The sequence below is a fragment of the Paenibacillus sp. FSL R5-0713 genome (assembly GCF_037973325.1).
Taxonomy (GTDB): domain Bacteria; phylum Bacillota; class Bacilli; order Paenibacillales; family Paenibacillaceae; genus Paenibacillus.
The window spans coordinates 5,631,066-5,650,313 of sequence record NZ_CP150229.1 but is presented as its reverse complement, the minus strand read 5'-3'; the positions used below and the strand labels follow the sequence as shown (position 1 = coordinate 5,650,313).

19 protein-coding genes are annotated in these 19,248 nt (G+C 45.3%); 17 read left to right on the top strand and 2 right to left on the bottom strand.

The features are described from left to right. Positions 1–7: 7 nt before the first annotated feature. Positions 8–934, top strand: a complete 927-nt coding sequence (locus MKZ12_RS25120) for a methyltransferase domain-containing protein (RefSeq protein ID WP_339257374.1) — start codon at positions 8–10, stop codon at positions 932–934. A 359-nt stretch (positions 935–1,293) separates the two neighbouring features. On the opposite strand, the gene MKZ12_RS25115 is transcribed toward MKZ12_RS25120, so the two are convergent. After that, complete coding sequence (locus tag MKZ12_RS25115; protein WP_339257373.1) at positions 1,294–3,684, bottom strand: helix-turn-helix domain-containing protein; 2,391 nt, start codon at positions 3,682–3,684, stop codon at positions 1,294–1,296. Positions 3,685–4,242: 558 nt separating this feature from the next. On the opposite strand from MKZ12_RS25115, the gene MKZ12_RS25110 reads away from it, so the two are divergent. The 12 genes from MKZ12_RS25110 (at position 4,243) to MKZ12_RS25055 (ending at position 14,896) form a co-directional block, all read left to right on the top strand. Further along, complete coding sequence (locus MKZ12_RS25110) at positions 4,243–4,551, top strand: hypothetical protein (RefSeq protein WP_339237657.1); 309 nt, start codon at positions 4,243–4,245, stop codon at positions 4,549–4,551. A 35-nt stretch (positions 4,552–4,586) separates the two neighbouring features. Beyond that, positions 4,587–5,258, top strand: a complete 672-nt coding sequence (locus MKZ12_RS25105) for a PspA/IM30 family protein (protein ID WP_105601364.1) — start codon at positions 4,587–4,589, stop codon at positions 5,256–5,258. A 4-nt stretch (positions 5,259–5,262) separates the two neighbouring features. Then, positions 5,263–5,496, top strand: a complete 234-nt coding sequence (locus MKZ12_RS25100; protein ID WP_091020938.1) for a PspC domain-containing protein — start codon at positions 5,263–5,265, stop codon at positions 5,494–5,496. Between the two features lie 17 nt (positions 5,497–5,513). Next, complete coding sequence (locus MKZ12_RS25095) at positions 5,514–6,017, top strand: PspC domain-containing protein (protein WP_278298326.1); 504 nt, start codon at positions 5,514–5,516, stop codon at positions 6,015–6,017. Position 6,018: 1 nt separating this feature from the next. Beyond that, positions 6,019–6,726, top strand: a complete 708-nt coding sequence (locus MKZ12_RS25090; protein ID WP_339237651.1) for a PspA/IM30 family protein — start codon at positions 6,019–6,021, stop codon at positions 6,724–6,726. Positions 6,727–6,876: 150 nt separating this feature from the next. Then, positions 6,877–7,524, top strand: coding sequence for a cell wall-active antibiotics response protein LiaF (liaF, locus tag MKZ12_RS25085; RefSeq protein ID WP_339237649.1), 648 nt, complete (start codon positions 6,877–6,879; stop codon positions 7,522–7,524). A 31-nt stretch (positions 7,525–7,555) separates the two neighbouring features. Beyond that, positions 7,556–8,671: a sensor histidine kinase gene (locus MKZ12_RS25080; RefSeq protein ID WP_339237647.1), complete on the top strand. Its 1,116-nt coding sequence runs from the start codon at positions 7,556–7,558 to the stop codon at positions 8,669–8,671. Beyond that, positions 8,613–9,281, top strand: a complete 669-nt coding sequence (locus MKZ12_RS25075; RefSeq protein WP_091020933.1) for a response regulator transcription factor — start codon at positions 8,613–8,615, stop codon at positions 9,279–9,281. Before MKZ12_RS25080 ends, MKZ12_RS25075 begins: the two co-directional genes overlap by 59 nt. Positions 9,282–9,686: 405 nt before the next feature. After that, on the top strand, positions 9,687–10,436 hold the full coding sequence (locus MKZ12_RS25070; protein ID WP_339257369.1) for a YwmB family TATA-box binding protein: 750 nt from the start codon (positions 9,687–9,689) through the stop codon (positions 10,434–10,436). A 215-nt stretch (positions 10,437–10,651) separates the two neighbouring features. After that, the gene (gene zwf / locus MKZ12_RS25065) at positions 10,652–12,202 is read left to right on the top strand and encodes a glucose-6-phosphate dehydrogenase (RefSeq protein ID WP_339237642.1); all 1,551 of its coding nucleotides are present in this window, start codon (positions 10,652–10,654) and stop codon (positions 12,200–12,202) included. Positions 12,203–12,556: 354 nt separating this feature from the next. Continuing rightward, a complete protein-coding gene (locus MKZ12_RS25060; protein WP_024634146.1) occupies positions 12,557–12,955 on the top strand; it encodes a DoxX family protein in 399 nt (132 codons plus the stop codon). A 357-nt stretch (positions 12,956–13,312) separates the two neighbouring features. After that, a complete protein-coding gene (locus tag MKZ12_RS25055) occupies positions 13,313–14,896 on the top strand; it encodes a peptide chain release factor 3 (RefSeq protein WP_339257367.1) in 1,584 nt (527 codons plus the stop codon). Between the two features lie 231 nt (positions 14,897–15,127). Here MKZ12_RS25055 and sspI read toward each other — a convergent pair whose 3' ends face one another. After that, positions 15,128–15,361, bottom strand: coding sequence for a small acid-soluble spore protein SspI (sspI, locus tag MKZ12_RS25050; RefSeq protein ID WP_036673259.1), 234 nt, complete (start codon positions 15,359–15,361; stop codon positions 15,128–15,130). A 128-nt stretch (positions 15,362–15,489) separates the two neighbouring features. Between sspI and MKZ12_RS25045 the strand changes: the two genes are divergently transcribed. From MKZ12_RS25045 to MKZ12_RS25030, 4 genes are all read left to right on the top strand, one after another. Next, a complete protein-coding gene (locus tag MKZ12_RS25045) occupies positions 15,490–16,191 on the top strand; it encodes a TrkA family potassium uptake protein (protein WP_339243208.1) in 702 nt (233 codons plus the stop codon). A 26-nt stretch (positions 16,192–16,217) separates the two neighbouring features. Further along, positions 16,218–17,006 carry an RNA methyltransferase gene (locus tag MKZ12_RS25040; protein ID WP_339257365.1) on the top strand — a complete coding sequence of 263 codons (789 nt, stop codon included), beginning with the start codon at positions 16,218–16,220 and terminating at the stop codon, positions 17,004–17,006. A 265-nt stretch (positions 17,007–17,271) separates the two neighbouring features. Further along, entirely contained in the window at positions 17,272–18,030 is a 759-nt protein-coding gene (locus tag MKZ12_RS25035; protein ID WP_339257363.1) for an SDR family NAD(P)-dependent oxidoreductase, read from the top strand. Between the two features lie 59 nt (positions 18,031–18,089). Next, positions 18,090–19,175, top strand: coding sequence for an alkene reductase (locus MKZ12_RS25030; RefSeq protein WP_339257362.1), 1,086 nt, complete (start codon positions 18,090–18,092; stop codon positions 19,173–19,175). Positions 19,176–19,248 lie beyond the last annotated feature (73 nt).

Below are 19,248 nucleotides of genomic sequence, written 5' to 3'. Positions count from 1 at the left end.
AAGCAAAGTGAATAATGAAAAAAATGTATCGGATACCGATCTGTTATTTAATCTTTCTGTATGGGAAGAGGCATGGAAAAATCGTCCGAGAAGTCCAAAATATAAAAAGAAAAGCGCCCCATTTAATACAGAAGAAGCATTTGAACGATGGGCTAGGGATTATCATGTACAGTCGTTCTCTGAAGAAGGGAAGCAACGTTCTGAGCGTATTATGAATTGGATTGAGAATCAAGGTGTGGAGTTCGAGGGATTATCCATTTTGGACATTGGAGCTGCTTCGGGCATATTCACCATTCCTTTTGCAGAAAAGGGAGCAATTGTGACTGCAGTTGAACCATCTGAGTTGCTTGTCTCCCTGATGAAAGAGACGATACCTACAGCTCTTGAATCTAATATCGAAATCGTTAAAGAACGGTATGAGGAAATCTCCATTCAGGATAAAGGCTGGGAGAAGAAATATGACTTTGCATTTGCATCCATGTGTCCGGCAATGTCAGATTGGGAAACGATCGAGCAGGCAATCAACTGTGCCCGGAAGTATGTGTATATAAGCACTATGGCTGGACAGAAGGAACACACATTAATGGATGAACTTAAGGATGTACTGGGGGTAACTTCTACATACAAGGCTGGTGATATGGGATATATTCAACAGTTACTGTATTTAAAAGGTTATTCATACACTATGATCATTACGAGAGAAGTTAACTCATTTGAAGTACCAGTGGAAGAGATTATCGACAAGCTGCCAGAATTGCTTAATACGTATGAGTTACCATCGGATGAAGATTCTCTTAGTCTGGCTGAGAAATACATCCAAGATACATACAAGGATCGTACGGTGACCTTCTCACGTGGAGCAAGGTTCGGGAAGATTCTGATCCAACTTGAACAGCCAAACATGAAAACAGTTCATATTAAGGATAAGCGATAAATCGTATAGGCTTGTTATGTGTACAAGGAGAATCAGCAATCGGGAGAAACAACGTGGTCTAACGTCTGAGATGACGCTAGGAAGCCTCACGCTGGCACACAAGAAGATGTATATGTGAAACAGATGAAGTTTGAAGGTAAGTTATTACAAGAGAGAGCAGGATCGTTGCTCTCTCTTTTTTTTAATTTCATTAAAACTTAAAGTGCATTGATCCAAGTCCTCGATTCCTTGAGCCTATAAAGCTTAATCAATGAACTGCATATGGGCTAAAGGAATACTTAAATCCAATATCGAGACCACGGTAAAAACTAAGCCTGAAACTCGACACGAGACACGAAACACGAAACGAAACACGTAGTTTACTTCCTACTGCATAGTTCTGCATTCTGCTTACGCTCACGATACTGACCGGGGGTGATTCCTTCCCATTTACGAAATGACCGAATGAAATTTTGCGGATTGTTGTACCTAAGTCGTGCTGCGATATCTTTAACGGTTAGATCACTTTCGTCCAGCCATTTTTTAGCGATGTTAAATCGGTACTTGGTTAAATATTCACTAAATGAACAGCCTGTCTCTTTACGAAAAACACTACTTAAGTAGTTGGCATTGTAGTGAAGCTTCAAGGCACACTGCTCAAGCGTCAGATCCTTATCATAATCTTGATGAATCATGGCAATCATTTTCTCTGATATATGCTGATATTGGGCAACCTGTCTCGCTTTAAAAACCTGAATGACGGGCAAGATGACTTGATGGTTAAACCATTCCTCAACTTCAGCAGCGTACTGCAAACGATGAAGTTCATGAAACATCGATCCACGGCCTTGTGAGATCTGCCCGAGACGTATGCCGGAATCCTGAGTCATCTGCAAAATATGCGTGAGCAGCCTCGTAAGAGCCACCTGATATTCTTCTGGGGAACACTCCATACCAAAGATCACTTCAAGAAGTTGTTGCAGAAGAGTAGGTGCCTGGACTTCATCCGCACTTTGAATAGCTTGGATCAACGAATATTCCAATGATTCTGGGTAGGTCATGGAGCAAGTGGGAGCATAATGATCAATGTTCTCATACTGAAAGATAATACCTGGGCCCAGCTTCATCCGATGCTTCAGTGCCTCCATTGCCTCTAAATAAGCCTGAGGAATGTGGTATAAGGAGTTATGCGGCTGGCTGAAGCCTATGCTAACTTGAAGAGCTAGAATTTTATTAATTTGGTGTTGTAACTGGTCTGTTAATACATATAGCTGCTGTGAAAAAACAAATTGATCCTCTTCAACAGTGCCAATCACCGTGACTACCGTTTGTTCCATAACAATGGGAAGCAATTGTTGGTCATGCACCACCGTTTCCTCTAATATATTTTGAATAGCGAATAACAGGAGGTCACGATCATTAGCACTATATTTTGTATGATTAACGAGATCGGCCTGTAGTGTGATAACAGCAATTTGTTGCCATTCCCGAAGCTGACGCGTGAAGCCATATTCATGCATGGTGTCATGAAGAGTATGAACAGAGATTTTATCCTGGAACAGATTCATCATAAGATGAGTGCGAATCTGTAAAAGATGCTTATTGAGTGTGTTCTCCAGTTGGGAGCGAGATGCAGATAATTCTGACACACCTGCTCTAATCTGTTCGAACTCGTCAGACAGCTCAGTTGGTTGCTGAGTGAAGGTGCCTCCGTCTTTGGACAGCCTGTTGTCACCAAGTTGGGTTAAGAGCTTCCGAATCGGTACAAGCATTCGTTTGGAACCGAGCCAGGCAAGCAATAATGAAAGTAAAAGCAGGAAGAGACTGATATACAAAGTGTGTAATCCAATATCGATATATTCTTGTGTCAGAACGTTCGTAGGTGAGATTAGGACATAAGTCCATCCTTTTAAGGTAGTAGGGCTATACGTCAGGGAATAAGGTGTACCCGCGATCTTAACTTCTCGTTTTTCAAAGCCTGTTGAAAATGGAATAGGTGATAGTTTGGCTATGTTGGCTTCGGTATCTCGATCCTGTAATCCAATGGCAGACAACGGTTGTCCAATGTATACAGGATCGGGATGGACCAAGATACGTTGTTCTCGATTCAAAATGATCAGTCCTGAGGCAGTATTGCCTAAGGAGACTTCTCCAAATGTATTTTGCAAAGAGCATGCAGGAATTCCCGCTATGAGGGCAGCATCGGAAGACGTATTCAGATTCGGAATAGTTCTCGCAAGGGCAATATGATAAATACAGCCTGTACCGGGTGAACGCTCGTCATTACTGAACACCGATGACGGGGAGAGCTGCCACCCAGAGGTTAGCGTATCCGATATCAATTCCTTCATGGGAAGAGCGAGTGGAAAACCCGTATTACGATATAATCCGGCGTGATCAATAAGCCAATTCTGAGATTGGTTCACCAGGCTAATATCCAGCAGAGGTTCCCATGACCTCATATGTTGAAACTCGCTCTGCAGCTTGTCGGCAAGTAAAGGTCCTTCCCCTTGTAGTGAAGAAGAAGCAGACAGGGACCTGAGAGTTACTGGAGAGCGGACGGCCTGATCAAGCATATAACTGACTGTAGCGAGTTTGTGCTCTACGTTGGCTTGCATTTGTTCCAGCAACTGTCTGTTGGCCTGCGTACGATGCAGTTCAGATTGGTTCGATGAATAGATAAATGCAGCAATTCCCGTTAATAAAATGGGCAGGGTGCTTAACAGGATTCCGAAGATAATCATTTTGTGGAGATAGCTGATTGGTCGCACAGTTCCAGTTCCACTCCTGACATAAGTAATAGTAACACTTTCTATTTTAGTAAACGCTTACATGTAGAACAATCTAAAATTTGTTTATTTGGATAAAAAAGTAATTTTTTAAAGAGGCATAGAAACAGAGTTAAGAGATTGCTGATGGATGATCTTGCAGAAAAGACTATAGGAACGGCTTGGTCCGACTCTTCTAAACGGAATCATAAGAAACGAAATAGCAGTGAGAACGTAAATAGAAACATGGACATCATTCTCTCTACAGGTTCATTTCGGGTAAAAGGTAGCCTGAATACGGAGATATAGAAGGTATCCTGAGTGCTGTTCAGCATGGGCGGAACGTTGGTCTTATATAGGGACAGTCGAAGGTCCAACTAGATCCCCGACCTGAGTCTAGGATGAAAAACCGTCCACGGTCTGTTTTGAAAAGTCTCAAATTCCCCTAGAATAAGGACATAAGGTTAAACAAGAAACACGGAAACAAAAAAACAAGAAACAAACGAACAAATGACTCAACACATTAAAATGAATGAATGGAAAGGGCGGTGAACAACAATTATGAGATTGAATAAGGGAAATGGCTGGGCGATTGTATTGATTGCACTGGGTGCACTACTCCTCTTCGGAAAGTTAACTCCACTTCTTGGACACTTAATGGGTTATCTGATTCCGGTCCTGATGATTGCACTGGGGTACTACGGAGTCAAGCGAGGAAATGTGATGCTCGGATGGATCGTTCTTATCATCGGTATCATCTCACTGATGGGAAAACTGGCATGGTTGATCGGACCGATCATCGCGATCGGGTTAATCATCTTCGGTATCTCAATGCTAAGCAATAACCGCGGTCGTCATCGCCGGTACTAAGCTTTCACGATTATGAAAAGGAGGGACAGAACATAATGAGTGTATTTCGTCGAATGCGGGATATTACCGTAGCCAATCTAAACGAACATTTGGAGCAAAGTCAGGATCCAGTCAAACTGATTGATCAGTTCCTGGTCTCGACCCGCCAAGACATCGGTGAAGCCGAGAAACTTCGTCATCAATATGCAAGTCATACCAGACAAATGAAACAACAAGCCGATCAGGCAGCAGGTATGGTGAACAAACGGGAAGAACAAGCGTCCATGGCTCTAAAAGCAGGAGAAGAGCATCTCGCTAAGCTGGCCTTGCAGGAGAAAATTCTCCACGAGGAAAAAATGGAACAGTACAATGAATTGTATGCACAAAGTTATGCGGCATTACAGGAGCTAGATGAACAGATCGACCAGCTCAAAGTTGAATATCAGAATGTATACAGCAAACGCCAATATTACTACGCTCGTATGCAGACGATTCAGTTACAACAACGTATGAACCAGAGAGGCAATCACAACGGTCAGAATGTACCCCGTATGTTTAACCGACTGGATGACCAAGTCTCTGATCTCGAATATGAAGCACAAAGTCTCCGGGATATCCGGCGAATGGGCCAAGATGGTTCAGGAGTAACTGGCAACATGTCATCCTCCACACTGGATAAGGAACTGGAGCGCCTAAGACAGAAATTGAACAATGACAGAAAGGAGTAGTCACATGAATAAATTATACCGCTCGGCGCGTAATCGAATGCTAACAGGTTTGATCGGCGGCATTTCTGAAAATCTCGGATTGAGCACCACGCTGCTGCGTATCATTTTCTTCATCAGTATTTTTGCTACGGGAGGTACTTCATTGTTGATCTACTTCATCGCTGCATTGGTGGTACCAAAGGAATCCAACCACGTTGATCCATATGCTTATGATCCCAACGTAAGAGGATACAAGTAAACGAAAGGAGCAAGAAAATGAGCAAATTATACCGCTCAACGCGTGACCGGATGTTAACCGGCTTGTGCGGCGGAATTTCCGAAAGTATTGGAATGGATTCCACCCTGCTGCGTATCATCTTCGTCATCAGTATCTTCGTAACTGGCGGCACGTCGTTGTTAATATACTTTATTGCAGCACTGGTGGTGCCAAAGGAACCGTATCCGCCTTATGATCCGTATGGTTACGGCCCGGGCCCTGGTCCTGGCAGAGGATACAACAACTATGATCATCAGCCGCCAAGAGGTCCTTTTCAAAATAATCACAATCAACAAGGTCCTGGTAACTTCGGTCCCGGCCCTGGATACAACAGCAGACCTCAATCCGGTCCGCGTTCTTATGACAACAATGCCTACGGAGCAGGTGCACCACAAGAAAGTGAACTTGATTCCATGATGAAAGATATCGAGAAAAAAGCACTGAAAAAAGAAGTTGAAGAGCTTCGCCAAAAATTATCTCGTTACGAGAAGGGAGAAAAGTAAAATGGGAGTATTTAAACGGATTAAGGATATGACGAAAGCATCGGTAAATGATATGTTGGATAAGGTAGAGGACCCGATTGTAATGTTGAACCAGTACTTGCGTGATATGGAGGCTGAGATTCATGAGGCAGAGGTAACAGTTGCCAAACAAATGGCGAATGAGCGTCGCATGAAACAACGTCTGGACGAAGCAGAGCGTACTTCGGTACAACGTGAGTCCCAAGCAGAAGCTGCTCTGGCCAACGGTCAGGAAGAAGTGGCACGCAAATTGCTTGAAGAGAAAATCTACTTTGATCAAAAAATTACGGAGTACAATGAACTGCATGCACAGTCCGAAGCACAAGCAAAAGACCTGTTGCAACAGTTGCATGATATGAAAGATGAGTTCTACAAAATGCGTAACAAACGTAATGAACTCGTATCCCGTGCACAAATGGCAAAAGCCAAAAAACAAATGTCTTCCATTAACAGCCTGCATTCCATTGAAAGTGGTGGCGCATCACTAGGATTCCACCGCATGGAAGAGAAAATCATGCAGCTGGAAGCTGAAGCGGACGTAGCTCGTGCACCTTATCGCAACACATCATCCACGTACACGAACCCTGTAGATGTGGAAAAACAGTTCAAAGTGGATCAGCAATTACAAGCCCTCAAAAACAAAATGGGCAGTGGTTCCAAGAATGAAGCGAACGGAACTTCAAAAGAATAACTGTTCGCCCCGTGGACAATATGATATTCTATAAATCGTGTATAATGTACGGTTGGTAGAACAAAAGTTAAGCCATACAGGACTTCATTGCCTGGTATGGCTTTTCCGTTGAATAAAGAAAGATAAACTTACAGAGGAGGTGCGGCGGGGATGAATAAGAAGAGTAAATGGCTAGCAGTTGTCATTATTATTATTGGCACAATGATGTTATTAAATCAGAATATTAACTTGCTGACCGCTGCCGCACTAATTCTGTTAACGGTTGGAATGCTTCAGGTCCGCAAAGGAGATACTCGGAAAGGTTATCGGTATCTTGGCATTGGTGCGGCACTGTTATTGCTGGATAATTTAATGATTGTATTTTTGATTGTACTGGCTTCTTTAGCTTATTTTTATTCAAAGAACAAAAAGATTCATCTGGACGAAGCAGTTATGAAAAAACAAAATTTCATGGCCCGGTACTACTGGGATCAATCATCCTGGACGTTACGGAGTATGAGTCTGTGGCACGCCATGGGTGAAGTTAACGCCGATCTGTCTCTTTCGATTCCGGAGGAGAAACAAACAATCGTGTTGCTGCAAGGCGTTATGGGGAATGTTCGCCTTACGCTGCCAGAAGATTATGGTGTTGAGATTGAAGCATCGGTTCTTTTCGGCCGAATTAATCTTCATGGTGAACAAGATAGCGGCATGATGAACAAATTAGTATGGAGAACTCCTGGTTATGAATCCAGTGAACATAAAGCAAAATTTGTTATTTCTTATATTGTTGGCGACCTAAGCATAAGTAATCCGTAGTAAAATAGATGAAGAGAAGGAGGAGACCCCGATGAAGACAAAACGACATACCGACATGGTAACCCGAAGTATGGGTGAAGGGATCCTCCTGGTTTTCATTGTCCTTGCTGTTATTTTGTATGTATTGTATACATATGGTTATCTTGCTCCGTTTAAAGGCTGGAGTCATCTGATTCAATCGGGTCTTGCCTTATTGCTGCTTCTGATTGGGATTGGAGCGGTCTTTGGGTTCTATCAGAGTTATCGGGTTAAACGTCGGCTAGAACTACTGCGGGAAACTCTTCTACTGTGGGAGAAGGGCTCTCTATCACGCACTGTACCTGATCTGGGCGATGATGATGTGGGCCGTTTAAGTGAGCAACTCGGACGAATCGGAAAAAAGTGGGAAGATCAGGTATCTTCGCTCCAGCGATTGTCTACTCATAATGCACAGCTTGCTGAACAAGCCAGAATTACGGCTATTGTGGAAGAGCGGCAGCGACTGGCACGGGAACTGCATGATGCGGTATCGCAGCAATTGTTCGCGATATCTATGACAGCAACGGCCGTTGGACGGAAGATGGAGAAGGATTTTGAACGTGCTCAGCGCCAGGTGGCTTTGATTGAAGAGATGGCTTCGGTAGCACAATCCGAGATGCGTGCGTTATTGTTACATCTGCGGCCAGTCTATCTGGAGGGCAAACAACTCGAACAAGGTCTGCGTGATCTGGTGATGGAACTGAAAACGAAAGTCCCCATGGATATTGTGCTCGAAATAGATGAAGACATCGATCTCATCAAAGGCATCGAGAATCATCTGTTTCGGATCGTTCAGGAGGCTATGTCCAATACGTTACGGCATGCAAAAGCGGAAAAAATGGAGATACGGCTCCAGCGCCGCACAGATGCGATTCGGGTACTGATTCGTGATGATGGGCAAGGCTTTGATCTGGATGAGAATAAACAAGCCTCCTACGGTCTGGCTAACATGCGTGAACGTGTTACGGAGATTGGTGGAGCCATACAATTTGTAACAGCGCCTGGTAAGGGAACGCGGATTGAGATTACGATACCTTTGATGAACGATGAAAGCGAGGAAGAACATGTCAATGGAACCGGAAGTCGAAACGGAGACGGAAACGTCGATCAAAGTATTGCTCGTGGATGATCATGAGATGGTACGTATTGGTCTGGCAGCGGTACTGGATACCGAAGATGGAATTGAAGTTGTTGGTGAAGCAGGCAGTGGAGAAGAAGGTATTCGGCTTGCGCAGGAATATAAGCCTGATGTTGTTCTGATGGACCTGGTGATGGAAGGCATGGATGGCATCGAGGCTACACGTCAGGTACTTAAAATGTATCCGGAGTGCAAAGTCATCGTCTTGACGAGTTACCTGGATGATGAAAAAATGTATCCTGTCATTGAAGCAGGCGCATTCAGTTATCTGTTAAAAACATCAAGAGCCAATGAAGTGGCAGATGCAATTCGCGCAGCAGCACGCGGGCAATCCGTTCTGGAGTCACAGGTGGCTTCCAAAATGATGAATCGATTCCGACAGCCACAGGCAGCAGCTCCTTTGCATGATGAATTGACGGACCGTGAGATGGATGTGCTCCGGTTGCTGGCCAAAGGCAAGTCGAATCAGGACATCGCTGATGACCTGATCATCGGCATTAAGACAGTCAAGTTTCACGTCACGAATTTACTGGCCAAATTGGGCGTAGACGACCGTACACAGGCCGCGATCTATGCTTATAAAAACGGACTTGCAGAGTAATAACAAGAATATATGCAATCACATAATTAAGCCAAAGAACCGTGCAGTAATGTACGGAAGTAATAGATAAGAGGACAGAAAGAACCTGAAGAAGCGAAGCAAAAGCTTTCTGAAAGAAAGCTACTTCGAAAGCATACAATTGCCTTTATCCCCGGATTTAATATTTATAAATGGAATCAAAAAATCTGGGGATAACAGCGATTGGAAGGGGGTTCTGTCATCGGAGTGGCTAGTGTAAATTGATGAGTTCAATTTAGATAGAAAAGTTTGAATGGAAAGCTCTGATCTGCCATGTAAGTGGTGGGTGGGGCTTTTTTTGATGTGTTTGGACGAAGTATAGCTGATGTGGGAAAGGGGCATGCTGTTGATAGATTCATAGAATGCAAGAAGGAACGGGGGATTCAAATGTTAAATCGTTGGATGACAGCAGGTATATTGGCAATGGCTATCATTATTCTTATCAGTGTGACACAGGTATATGCAGAGAAGAACGAATCCCAAGCAGCCCAACTGGAACAGTTAATCTATACTGCTGACAGCGTGATTGATAATGTGGATCGTCTGGTTATTAAATGGCAAGGAGAAGGCCGGGGAGATGCACAAGCGCAGGCAGTATTATTGGCTAATCACTTGGGGCTGGAACAACCAGTACGGGTTCGCCAGACGGGCCATAGTGTGTATCGCAGTGAGGGGGTTGTCAATGAAGCTACTGGAGAAGCAGGTGTACTGGTCAATGTCGTTGAGTCAGGAGACAACGGTTATTACGCCATCGTACAACTGTCAGGGGATGCGCACACGGATCGGAACACATTCATGACAGCACATGAACAGATCGGTCAGCTGCTTGTAGACTCAGGGATGAAGGCAAGCTGGAATATTTCTGTACAAGGTACGGCAGCTACTGTTATTCAACGAGATGCGAATCAACAGTTGGCACTGATCGAGAAAGACCTGTCCAAAAATGTGGATCTCGTTTCCGTTGAACGTTATACGGATGTAGCCAGCGCAAGTGTCTCTTATGAGGCGGCTGATCTGCCATTGTCAATTAGGAGTGGATCGCATATGTTGAATATGCAGCTCGCAGTTCACCAGATTGGTGATGAGATGCACAATCGAATTACAGTGGGGTTTCCGGTGATTACGATTGAGTATTGAGGCTGGAATTTTCTAGTTATTCAGACAGTGAAGTGAGAATCTTTACTAGAAAAATCAGTTGGAAATAGTGCATCCGTTCAGTTGATATGCTAAAATGGCATCACATCCAAGAAGGAACTTGCTGGTAATTGACGGTTGTATGTCGTGCATATATAACACCATTACATAGCTCGGGGAGAGCATATAGGTTATCTTCCCGGAAGAAAGAGGAGCCCATGGTTGAAAAACAATCGCAAGATGAAGTACAGACACCAGGTGCAGTATTTTTCATTTTTGGAGCAACGGGTGATTTGGCCCGCCGGAAGCTGTTTCCGGCTATCTACAGTCTTTACCGTGAAGGCAAGCTTGCCGATGACTTTGCGGTTATTGGCGTAGCACGTCGTCCGAGGTCCCCAGAAGAATTCCGGGAAGACATCTATGAATCCATTAAAGAGTTCTGCCGCTATCCGGCGGGGGAACCTGATGAGTGGAACGCTTTTGTCGATCATTTTGAATACAAAGCACTGGATATCAATAATGTGGACGGATTCAAAGAGCTGCGTGCGCAAACGGAGCATCTGGAATCGAAGTTTAACACGCCGGGGAACCGGCTGTTCTATCTGGCACTGGCACCTGAGCTGTTTGGCAGTGTCTCGTACAGTTTGCGGGACGGCGGTATGCTGGAAAGTCGGGGTTGGAACCGTTTGGTGATCGAAAAACCATTTGGTTATGATCTGCAATCGGCTGAACATCTGAATGAGCAGATTCGTGAGGTATTCCGTGAAGAGGAAATCTACCGGATTGATCATTATCTGGGCAAGGAAATGGTGCAAAATATCGAAGTCATTCGGTTCGGAAATGCTTTTTTTGAACCGCTCTGGAATAACAAACATATTGCCAACGTTCAGATTACGCTCGGTGAGACAGTAGGCGTGGAAGAACGTGGCGGTTATTATGATCACTCTGGTGCACTGCGTGATATGGGGCAGAATCATATGCTTCAGATGTTAACGATGATTGCGATGGAACCGCCGAGTCGCCTATTCCCGGAAGACATTCGGGATGAGAAGGTGAAGGTATTGCGCTCATTGCGTGCCTTTACTTCGGATGAGGAAGTCAGCAACAACGTTGTGCGGGCACAGTATGCCGAAGGTGAGTACCGTGGCAAGCAGCTTCCGGGGTATCGTCAGGAAGACAAGGTTGATCCGCAGTCGAATACGGAGACTTATTTTGCAGCACGTGTATTCGTGGATAATTTCCGCTGGGCGGGTGTTCCATTCTACATTCGGACAGGCAAGCGTCTTCCGGTGAAAACGACCGAGATCGTAGTAGAGTTCAAGTCGATGCCGAACAACGTGTATCTTGGGAAAAAGTATAAATTGGAACCGAATCTGCTCGTGATTCGGGTGAATCCGATGGAAGGCATATATATCAAGATCAACGCCAAAAAACCAGGCTCGGATTCCGAGATTCAGCCGCTCGCGATGGATTTCTGCCAGAGCTGCATGATTGGAATCAACTCGCCTGAAGCGTATGAACGTCTGCTGCACGATGCGGCAGAAGGGGATTCTACGTACTTTACCCGTTGGGATGAAGTGGCGACAGCCTGGTCTTTTGTGGATCGGATCGCAGCAGCCTGGGGACAGAATCAGGGAGAGCTTCATACGTACCCTGCTGGAACCTGGGGACCAGAAGCGACAGACAAGCTGCTGGAGCAGGACGGATTCCACTGGTGGCCGGTGAATGGTCAGGATGAGGACAGCGTGATCTGGCAAGTAAATGGGTAGGGTAAGGACATTAACAGCATAGACAACATGACTGAGCCTGGGTATCGCAAATTATGCGGTGTACTCAGGCTTTTTAGCGGGGAAAAGGAAGGCATCCATCAAAAGGAAATAAGTAATTTAAATTAAGTTATTGACAAAAAGTAAGTATGTAACTTATACTCAACACATGAGTTAAAGAGTTACGCCAATGACAAACTTCATCCGGGCCAACGTTTCGGATAAGTGATCATTCATGAGATAAAATGTAAACCAGTTGAAGGGGTTTGCGTCACAGAGAATCATGAAAAAATGTGCATAATATCTTTAATCTGAGAATACTATTTTGTATATATCGAATGGAGGAAAAAGAAAATGATGTTGGATGTAGGGTTGTTATTGATTCGTTTGGTGATTGGATTGTCGTTCATGGCGCACGGGGCTCAAAAGCTGTTTGGTTGGTTCGGAGGTTACGGAATCAAGGGTACAGGCGGCTGGTTTGAGTCGATGGGCATGAAGCCAGGTGCATTGGTGGCTTTACTGGCTGGACTCGCGGAATTCGGTGGCGGTTTGCTGCTTGCTCTGGGTCTGCTTACACCGGTAGGCGGTATTCTGATTGCATTGACGATGGTCATTGCGATTGTGAAAGTCCATGGTGCGAACGGTTACTGGTCCACGCAGAACGGATTCGAATATAATCTCGCGATTCTGGTAATTGGTGTAGCGCTGGCCCTGACAGGTGGCGGACAATACGCGCTGGATGCATTGATTTTCTAAAAAACACAATAACATGAAATAAATGAGGAGTGCCTGGATGCCATGATTATGGCTGAAGGGTGCTTTTTTTTGCAATTGAAAAGAGAAGAATCTGCGGTAGTAATCGGTTATTTTCGGTACAGATTATGGTACAATAGGAGAGTTGGGTTAAGAAGCAGTTCACGGTAACGATGAAAGCACAGATTTTGAGGAGGATGAACTCCATTGTAAATGTGTAAAATTAATCTAGTGTATGAATACCTCATATGCAAAATGACCAGTGTACAATCAACCGGCCTCGCCGGATTGCATAAAGATTGAATGATGGACCGGCCATGCCGGATTAACGTGAATGAACGGACGAAAGGGATTAAACCTATGAGCAAAGCTGCAAATGATATTCTTCAACAGGAAGTGGACAAACGCCGGACGTTTGCCATTATCTCTCACCCGGATGCGGGTAAAACGACATTAACCGAGAAATTGTTGCTGTTCGGGGGCGCGATTCGCCTTGCCGGAACGGTAAAAGCTCGGAAAGCCAGCAAACACGCAACAAGTGACTGGATGGAAATTGAGAAACAACGGGGGATCTCGGTTACCTCTTCCGTAATGCAATTTGATTATCTGGATCATCGCGTCAACATTCTGGATACACCGGGTCACCAGGATTTCAGTGAAGATACGTATCGTACACTGACGGCTGCCGATAGCGCGGTGATGTTGATTGACGTGGCAAAAGGTGTCGAGGCACAAACGATCAAGTTGTTCCAGGTGTGTGCGAAGCGTGGTATTCCAATCTTTACGTTTATCAACAAACTCGATCGTGAGGGTAAAAGTCCATTTGATCTGATGGAAGAACTTGAAAATGTACTGGGTATTCGTTCGGTTCCGATGAACTGGCCTATTGGTACAGGTCGCGAGCTGTGCGGTGTCTATGACCGGATGAAAAATCAGGTGGAATTGTTCCAAGGGGACGATCACTCGGTAATTAAAGTTCAGAAAGTAAACGGTTATACAGATCCAATTATCCGTGAGATGGCAGGGGAATATCTGCATGATCAATTAATTCAGGATCTGGAGCTTTTGGATGTTGCGGGAGATCCGTTTGATATGGAGAAAGTTCAACGCGGCGAATTGACGCCTATTTTCTTCGGTAGTGCGATTAACAATTTTGGTGTGCAGACCTTCCTGGAGAACTTCCTGGAACTGGCACCGAAGCCTGAACCACGTCGCAGTACGGCAGGAGAAATCCAGCCAACGAATGAGAAATTCAGCGGGTATGTATTCAAGATTCAAGCGAACATGAACCCGGCACATCGGGATCGTATTGCGTTCCTGCGTATTGTATCAGGCAAGTTCCAACGTGGAATGAGTGTGAAACATACTCGTGTAGGTAAAGAGATCAAGTTATCACAGCCACAGCAATTCCTGGCACAAGACCGGGATATTGTGGAAGAGGCATATGCTGGAGATATTATCGGTTTGTTCGATCCGGGTATCTTCCGGATTGGCGATTCATTGAGCCAAGGTAGCGAAGTTGTTTTTGAAGAATTGCCAACTTTCTCACCGGAGATTTTCGCCAAAGTTACTGTGAAAAATGCATTGAAACATAAACAGTACCAAAAAGGGATTGACCAGTTGACGGAGGAAGGAACCATTCAGGTGTTCCAGACGGCAAGTTTCGACGAGACGATTCTCGGCGTAATTGGTCAACTGCAGTTCGAGGTATTTGAATACCGGATGAAAGGCGAGTATGGGGTAGACGTGCAATTGCAGCGCATGCCTTATCAGTTCGCTCGCTGGATCGTGGACGAGAATCTGGACGCAAGCAAATTCCGGATCAACTCTGCGCTTGTAAAAGATAAAAAAGGAAATTATGTCGTGCTCTTCGAAAATGAGTACGCCATGAGAACGGCTATGGATAAAAATCCTACAGCCAAGTTCTTGGAGACTGCACCTTAAGTGCAAGCAGACAGACGTAATCCGGCTAATCATTGAAGGGTTGGTTGGATGTAACAAGCTGCCATCATGAGGTAACACTTGTACAAAATAAGATCCCTCCGCCGATTGGCGGAGGGATCTATTGCTATACACCTTACTTCGAGGCGGGTATGATCCAGCCGAATAAGGGAAAGCTTTCTTTTGCAGACTGAACAAACGGTTTGATGGTTACCCTACCCTTCAATGCTTCGATTAGCGAAGCGGTTGAACGGGAATGGTGTGCAGATGCTCCTGCGCGATTTGAATGAGTTCTTCCTGCTTGGCAGGTTCTGTGTTCTTCCAGATCATCTCGAAAATGGCGCCAAGTCCAGGTAATGCAGCTTCCGGTCCATCTACTGAACCTTCAATCATCTCCCGGAGCTGATCATCACTCTTGTCATGAACTTTATGAACAATCGCTTCACGCAGGCTTAATGTAATGGGCATCGCAATTCCCTCCTCGTATATTCGGCTGCTCTAATACTGTTCCCTAGGAAGCGCGAGCGCATTCAAGTTTATCGGGCTTTGTGGTATACTACGAAGGATTATTTACGTTAGCATGGGTATCCGTAATGATGCGTTATGCTGAAGTGCAGCGGGAGGTTAAGACCCTAATGGCCAAGAAACAGTATGCCGTAATTGGCATGGGACGGTTCGGATCAAGTGTTGCCAATGCACTGAGCGGTATGGGATTCGACGTGCTGGCAATTGATGCGGACGAGCAGCGGACACAGGAAATGTCCAATGTGGTGACTCATGCGGTATCGGCAGATTCAACAGATGAAGAAGCGCTGCGTGCGCTGGGCATACGGAATTTCGACGTTGTCGTTGTGGCAATTGGTGAAGATATTCAGGCGAGTATTCTGACAACCCTGATATTGAAAGATATGGGTGTACCGGTCCTAATCGTAAAAGCTCAAAATGAGCTTCATGGTAAGGTGCTGCAGAAGATTGGAGCAGACAAGGTCATCTATCCTGAGCGGGATATGGGATTACGCGTAGCCCATCATCTGACCTCGCCTAACATACTGGATTATATTGAGTTATCTGAGGATTACAGTATTCTGGAGATGAGAGCTTCCGAGCAAATGATCGGCAAAAACCTGATGGAATTAAACATCCGTGCACGTTTTGGATGCAACGTCATGGCGATTCGTAGTGGGAACTCGATGAACATCTCGCCGTACGCGGAGGACCGGATTGAAGCTGGTGATGTGCTGGTCATTGTGGGTCACAAGGATCATTTGACGAAAATGGAGCTTGCATATCCGAAGTGATGGATGCAGATGGGAAGGATGGAAAGATGGATATTGTATCACCGCAAAATACACGTGTAAAAGAATGGGCACAGCTGCTGGAGAAAAAGCATCGTACCCGTCAACATAAATATATCATTGAAGGCATTCATCTGGTACAGGAAGCGTTGCGCGCCGGAGCAGATCTGGAGTGTATTGTGTACGACGGAGAGCAAGGCGTACCTAGCGAACTGGCCGGGCTTGAGAACCCGCTACATCGTGTAGAATGGGTTAGTGTATCTCCTGCGGTTATCGCCAAATGTACGGATACGATGACACCGCAGCCTGTATTCGCCATTGTGCGTAAAGGCAGTGAGCCACTGGAAAGCCTCATTGATGGAGCGCGCGGGCTTGTTGTGGTACTGGATGGGGTGCAGGACCCAGGAAATGTGGGGACGATTATTCGGAGTGCGGATGCAGCTGGAGCAGCGGGTGTCGTACTTGGCGCAGGCTGTGCGGATGTATATAACCCGAAGACGATTCGTTCGACGATGGGATCATTGTTTCATTTGCCTATTGTGGAGGGCCAGTTGGAGTCCTTGCTTCCCGAAGCGAAGGCTGCGGGTGTGAAGCTGGTAAGTACTTCTTTGCAGGCAGAGCATTCTTGCTATAGTTATGATTTTACGCAATCGGTATGGCTTGTGATTGGCAACGAAGGCAAAGGCATCTCGGATGCTACGGCACGCTTGGTGGATGATGCGATTACGATTCCGATGCAGGGGCAGGCAGAGTCGCTTAACGCGGCAATGGCGGCAACGATTTTGTTGTTTGAGGCGATGAGGCAGCGGATGGTGTAGGTAGTAAAGGAAATATCTTGATGAGCTGAACGTACAAGAGGCTGGATACGGATTGGAGATTGATGCAATCCAATTTCCAGTCTTTTTTTATTCTTATTTAAGTTCGTTCCAAGCATCTTCTTTATAAAAATTAATTCTTTACTGTTCGTTCTAGAAATGATATGCTAACAGCAAGTTAGATCTAACTGTTTTTTTACACGTTTGAGAATGATCGTTCTCGAAACTGGAATCATACTAATCTAAAGAATACGAGGGAGAGAATAAGATGAAATATACCGTAATCACAGGAGCAAGTTCAGGGATTGGATATGAGACGGCATTGGCGTTTGCAGCACGAGGGAAAAACTTGATTTTGGTAGCTAGAAGATTGGATAAGTTGGAAGAGCTTAAATCCACCATTCAGAGTATCAATCCTAAAGTGAGTGTTATTGTTCACACAAGTGACCTGTCTGTTACGGCAGAGGCTTACGCACTGTATAACGATTTGAAGGAATATGAAATCGAGACTTGGATTAATAATGCTGGGCTTGGAGAAGGTTCGTTCGTTGCTGAACAGAATCTGGATAAAGTAGAAACCATGCTGCGTGTTAACATCGAATCGTTGACCATCCTATCTACACTGTATGTACGAGATTATGCGAATGTCGAAGGTACTCAATTGATTAACGTCTCATCCGCACTTGGATATGCCATTGCTGTAGGCAGTGTTGCTTACTCTGCATCGAAATACTACGTTAGTGCCTTCACCGAAGGTCTTGCCAAAGAACTGGAACTGAAAGGTGCAAAACTGAAAGCGAAGGTGCTTGCACCAGCGATCACGGAAACAGAGTTTGTACAAAAATCAATCGATGCTGAAGGATTTGATTACAAAGCCAATATGTCCAAATACCATACAGCTAAAGAAATGGCGGGCTTCATGCTAGATCTGTATGATCGCAACGATGTGGTTGTGGGGATTGTAGACCAGAACTATGATTTCCAACTGACGGCTCCGATGTACCCAGTGATCTCAGAACTAAGTTAATTCAGAAGCATCCATGCATCTTTTAACCAAATCTCAAATAAGAAGAGGAGTACATCCCATTGGAAAAGATATGGAGTAAAACAAAGATTGGCAACATGGAATTGCCTCATAGACTAGCGATGGCACCCATGACACGCAGTCGGGCGCAAGAAGATGGTACACCTGGAGAGTTGGCTGCACTTTATTATGCTCAGCGTGCGACCATGGGACTCCTGATTACGGAAGGTACACAACCCTCGGATGATGGACAGGGGTACTTGTGGTCACCTGGCATCTATACCGACAAGCATATTGATGGATGGAAAAAGGTAACGGATGCGGTGCATGAAGCTGGCGGATATGTATACATCCAATTAATGCATGCGGGTCGCATGTCACATCCAGACAATACCCCGCATCATCGCCAACCGGTTGCTCCATCTGCCATCGCACCGGGTGTAGAAATGTTTACGGCTACAGGGATGCAGGATATCCCCGTTCCCCGGGAATTGAGTCAGGAGGATATTCAAACGACCATCGCCGATTTCCGTAAGGCAGCAGTCGCAGCGATCGAAGCAGGGGCGGATGGCGTCGAAATTCATGGAGCCAATGGATATTTGATCAATCAGTTCTTCGGAGAGAATTCAAATACGCGGACAGATGAGTATGGGGGATCTATAGAAAATCGTGCTCGGTTTGCAATTGAAGTAGCGAAAGCTGTTGTCGAAGAAATTGGAGCAGAACGTACCGGCTTCCGAATCTCTCCAGGAACACCTCTTGGCGGAATTCAGGATGGGGAACAAGGTCCTGAACTTTATCGTTATCTTGCCAAAGAATTAGCCCAATTGGACTTGGTGTACCTTCATGTTATGCATCTTGGAAATGAAGAACTGCTCCAGGACATTCGTTCAATTTGGCAAAATCCATTGTTGGTCAACCGGGCCGGAAGAACGTTAGAAGATCTCAGTGCAGATCTAGATCGAGGTCTGGCTGATCTGGTACCGGTTGGTGTATGGTCTTTGGCCAATCCGGATTTGGTGGAACGTCTTCAACAAGGCGCATCACTGAATGAAGCAGATCCTGCAACCTTCTTTGGTTCAGGAAGTAAAGGGTACACGGATTATCCTACGTTGGATGAATTGGAGTCACAAGAGGGGCAACACTAGCACAAACCATGGAACATGGCGTACAACTGAACATTGTGCGCCATGTACCTAGTCTATAAGCAAAGGAAGAGGA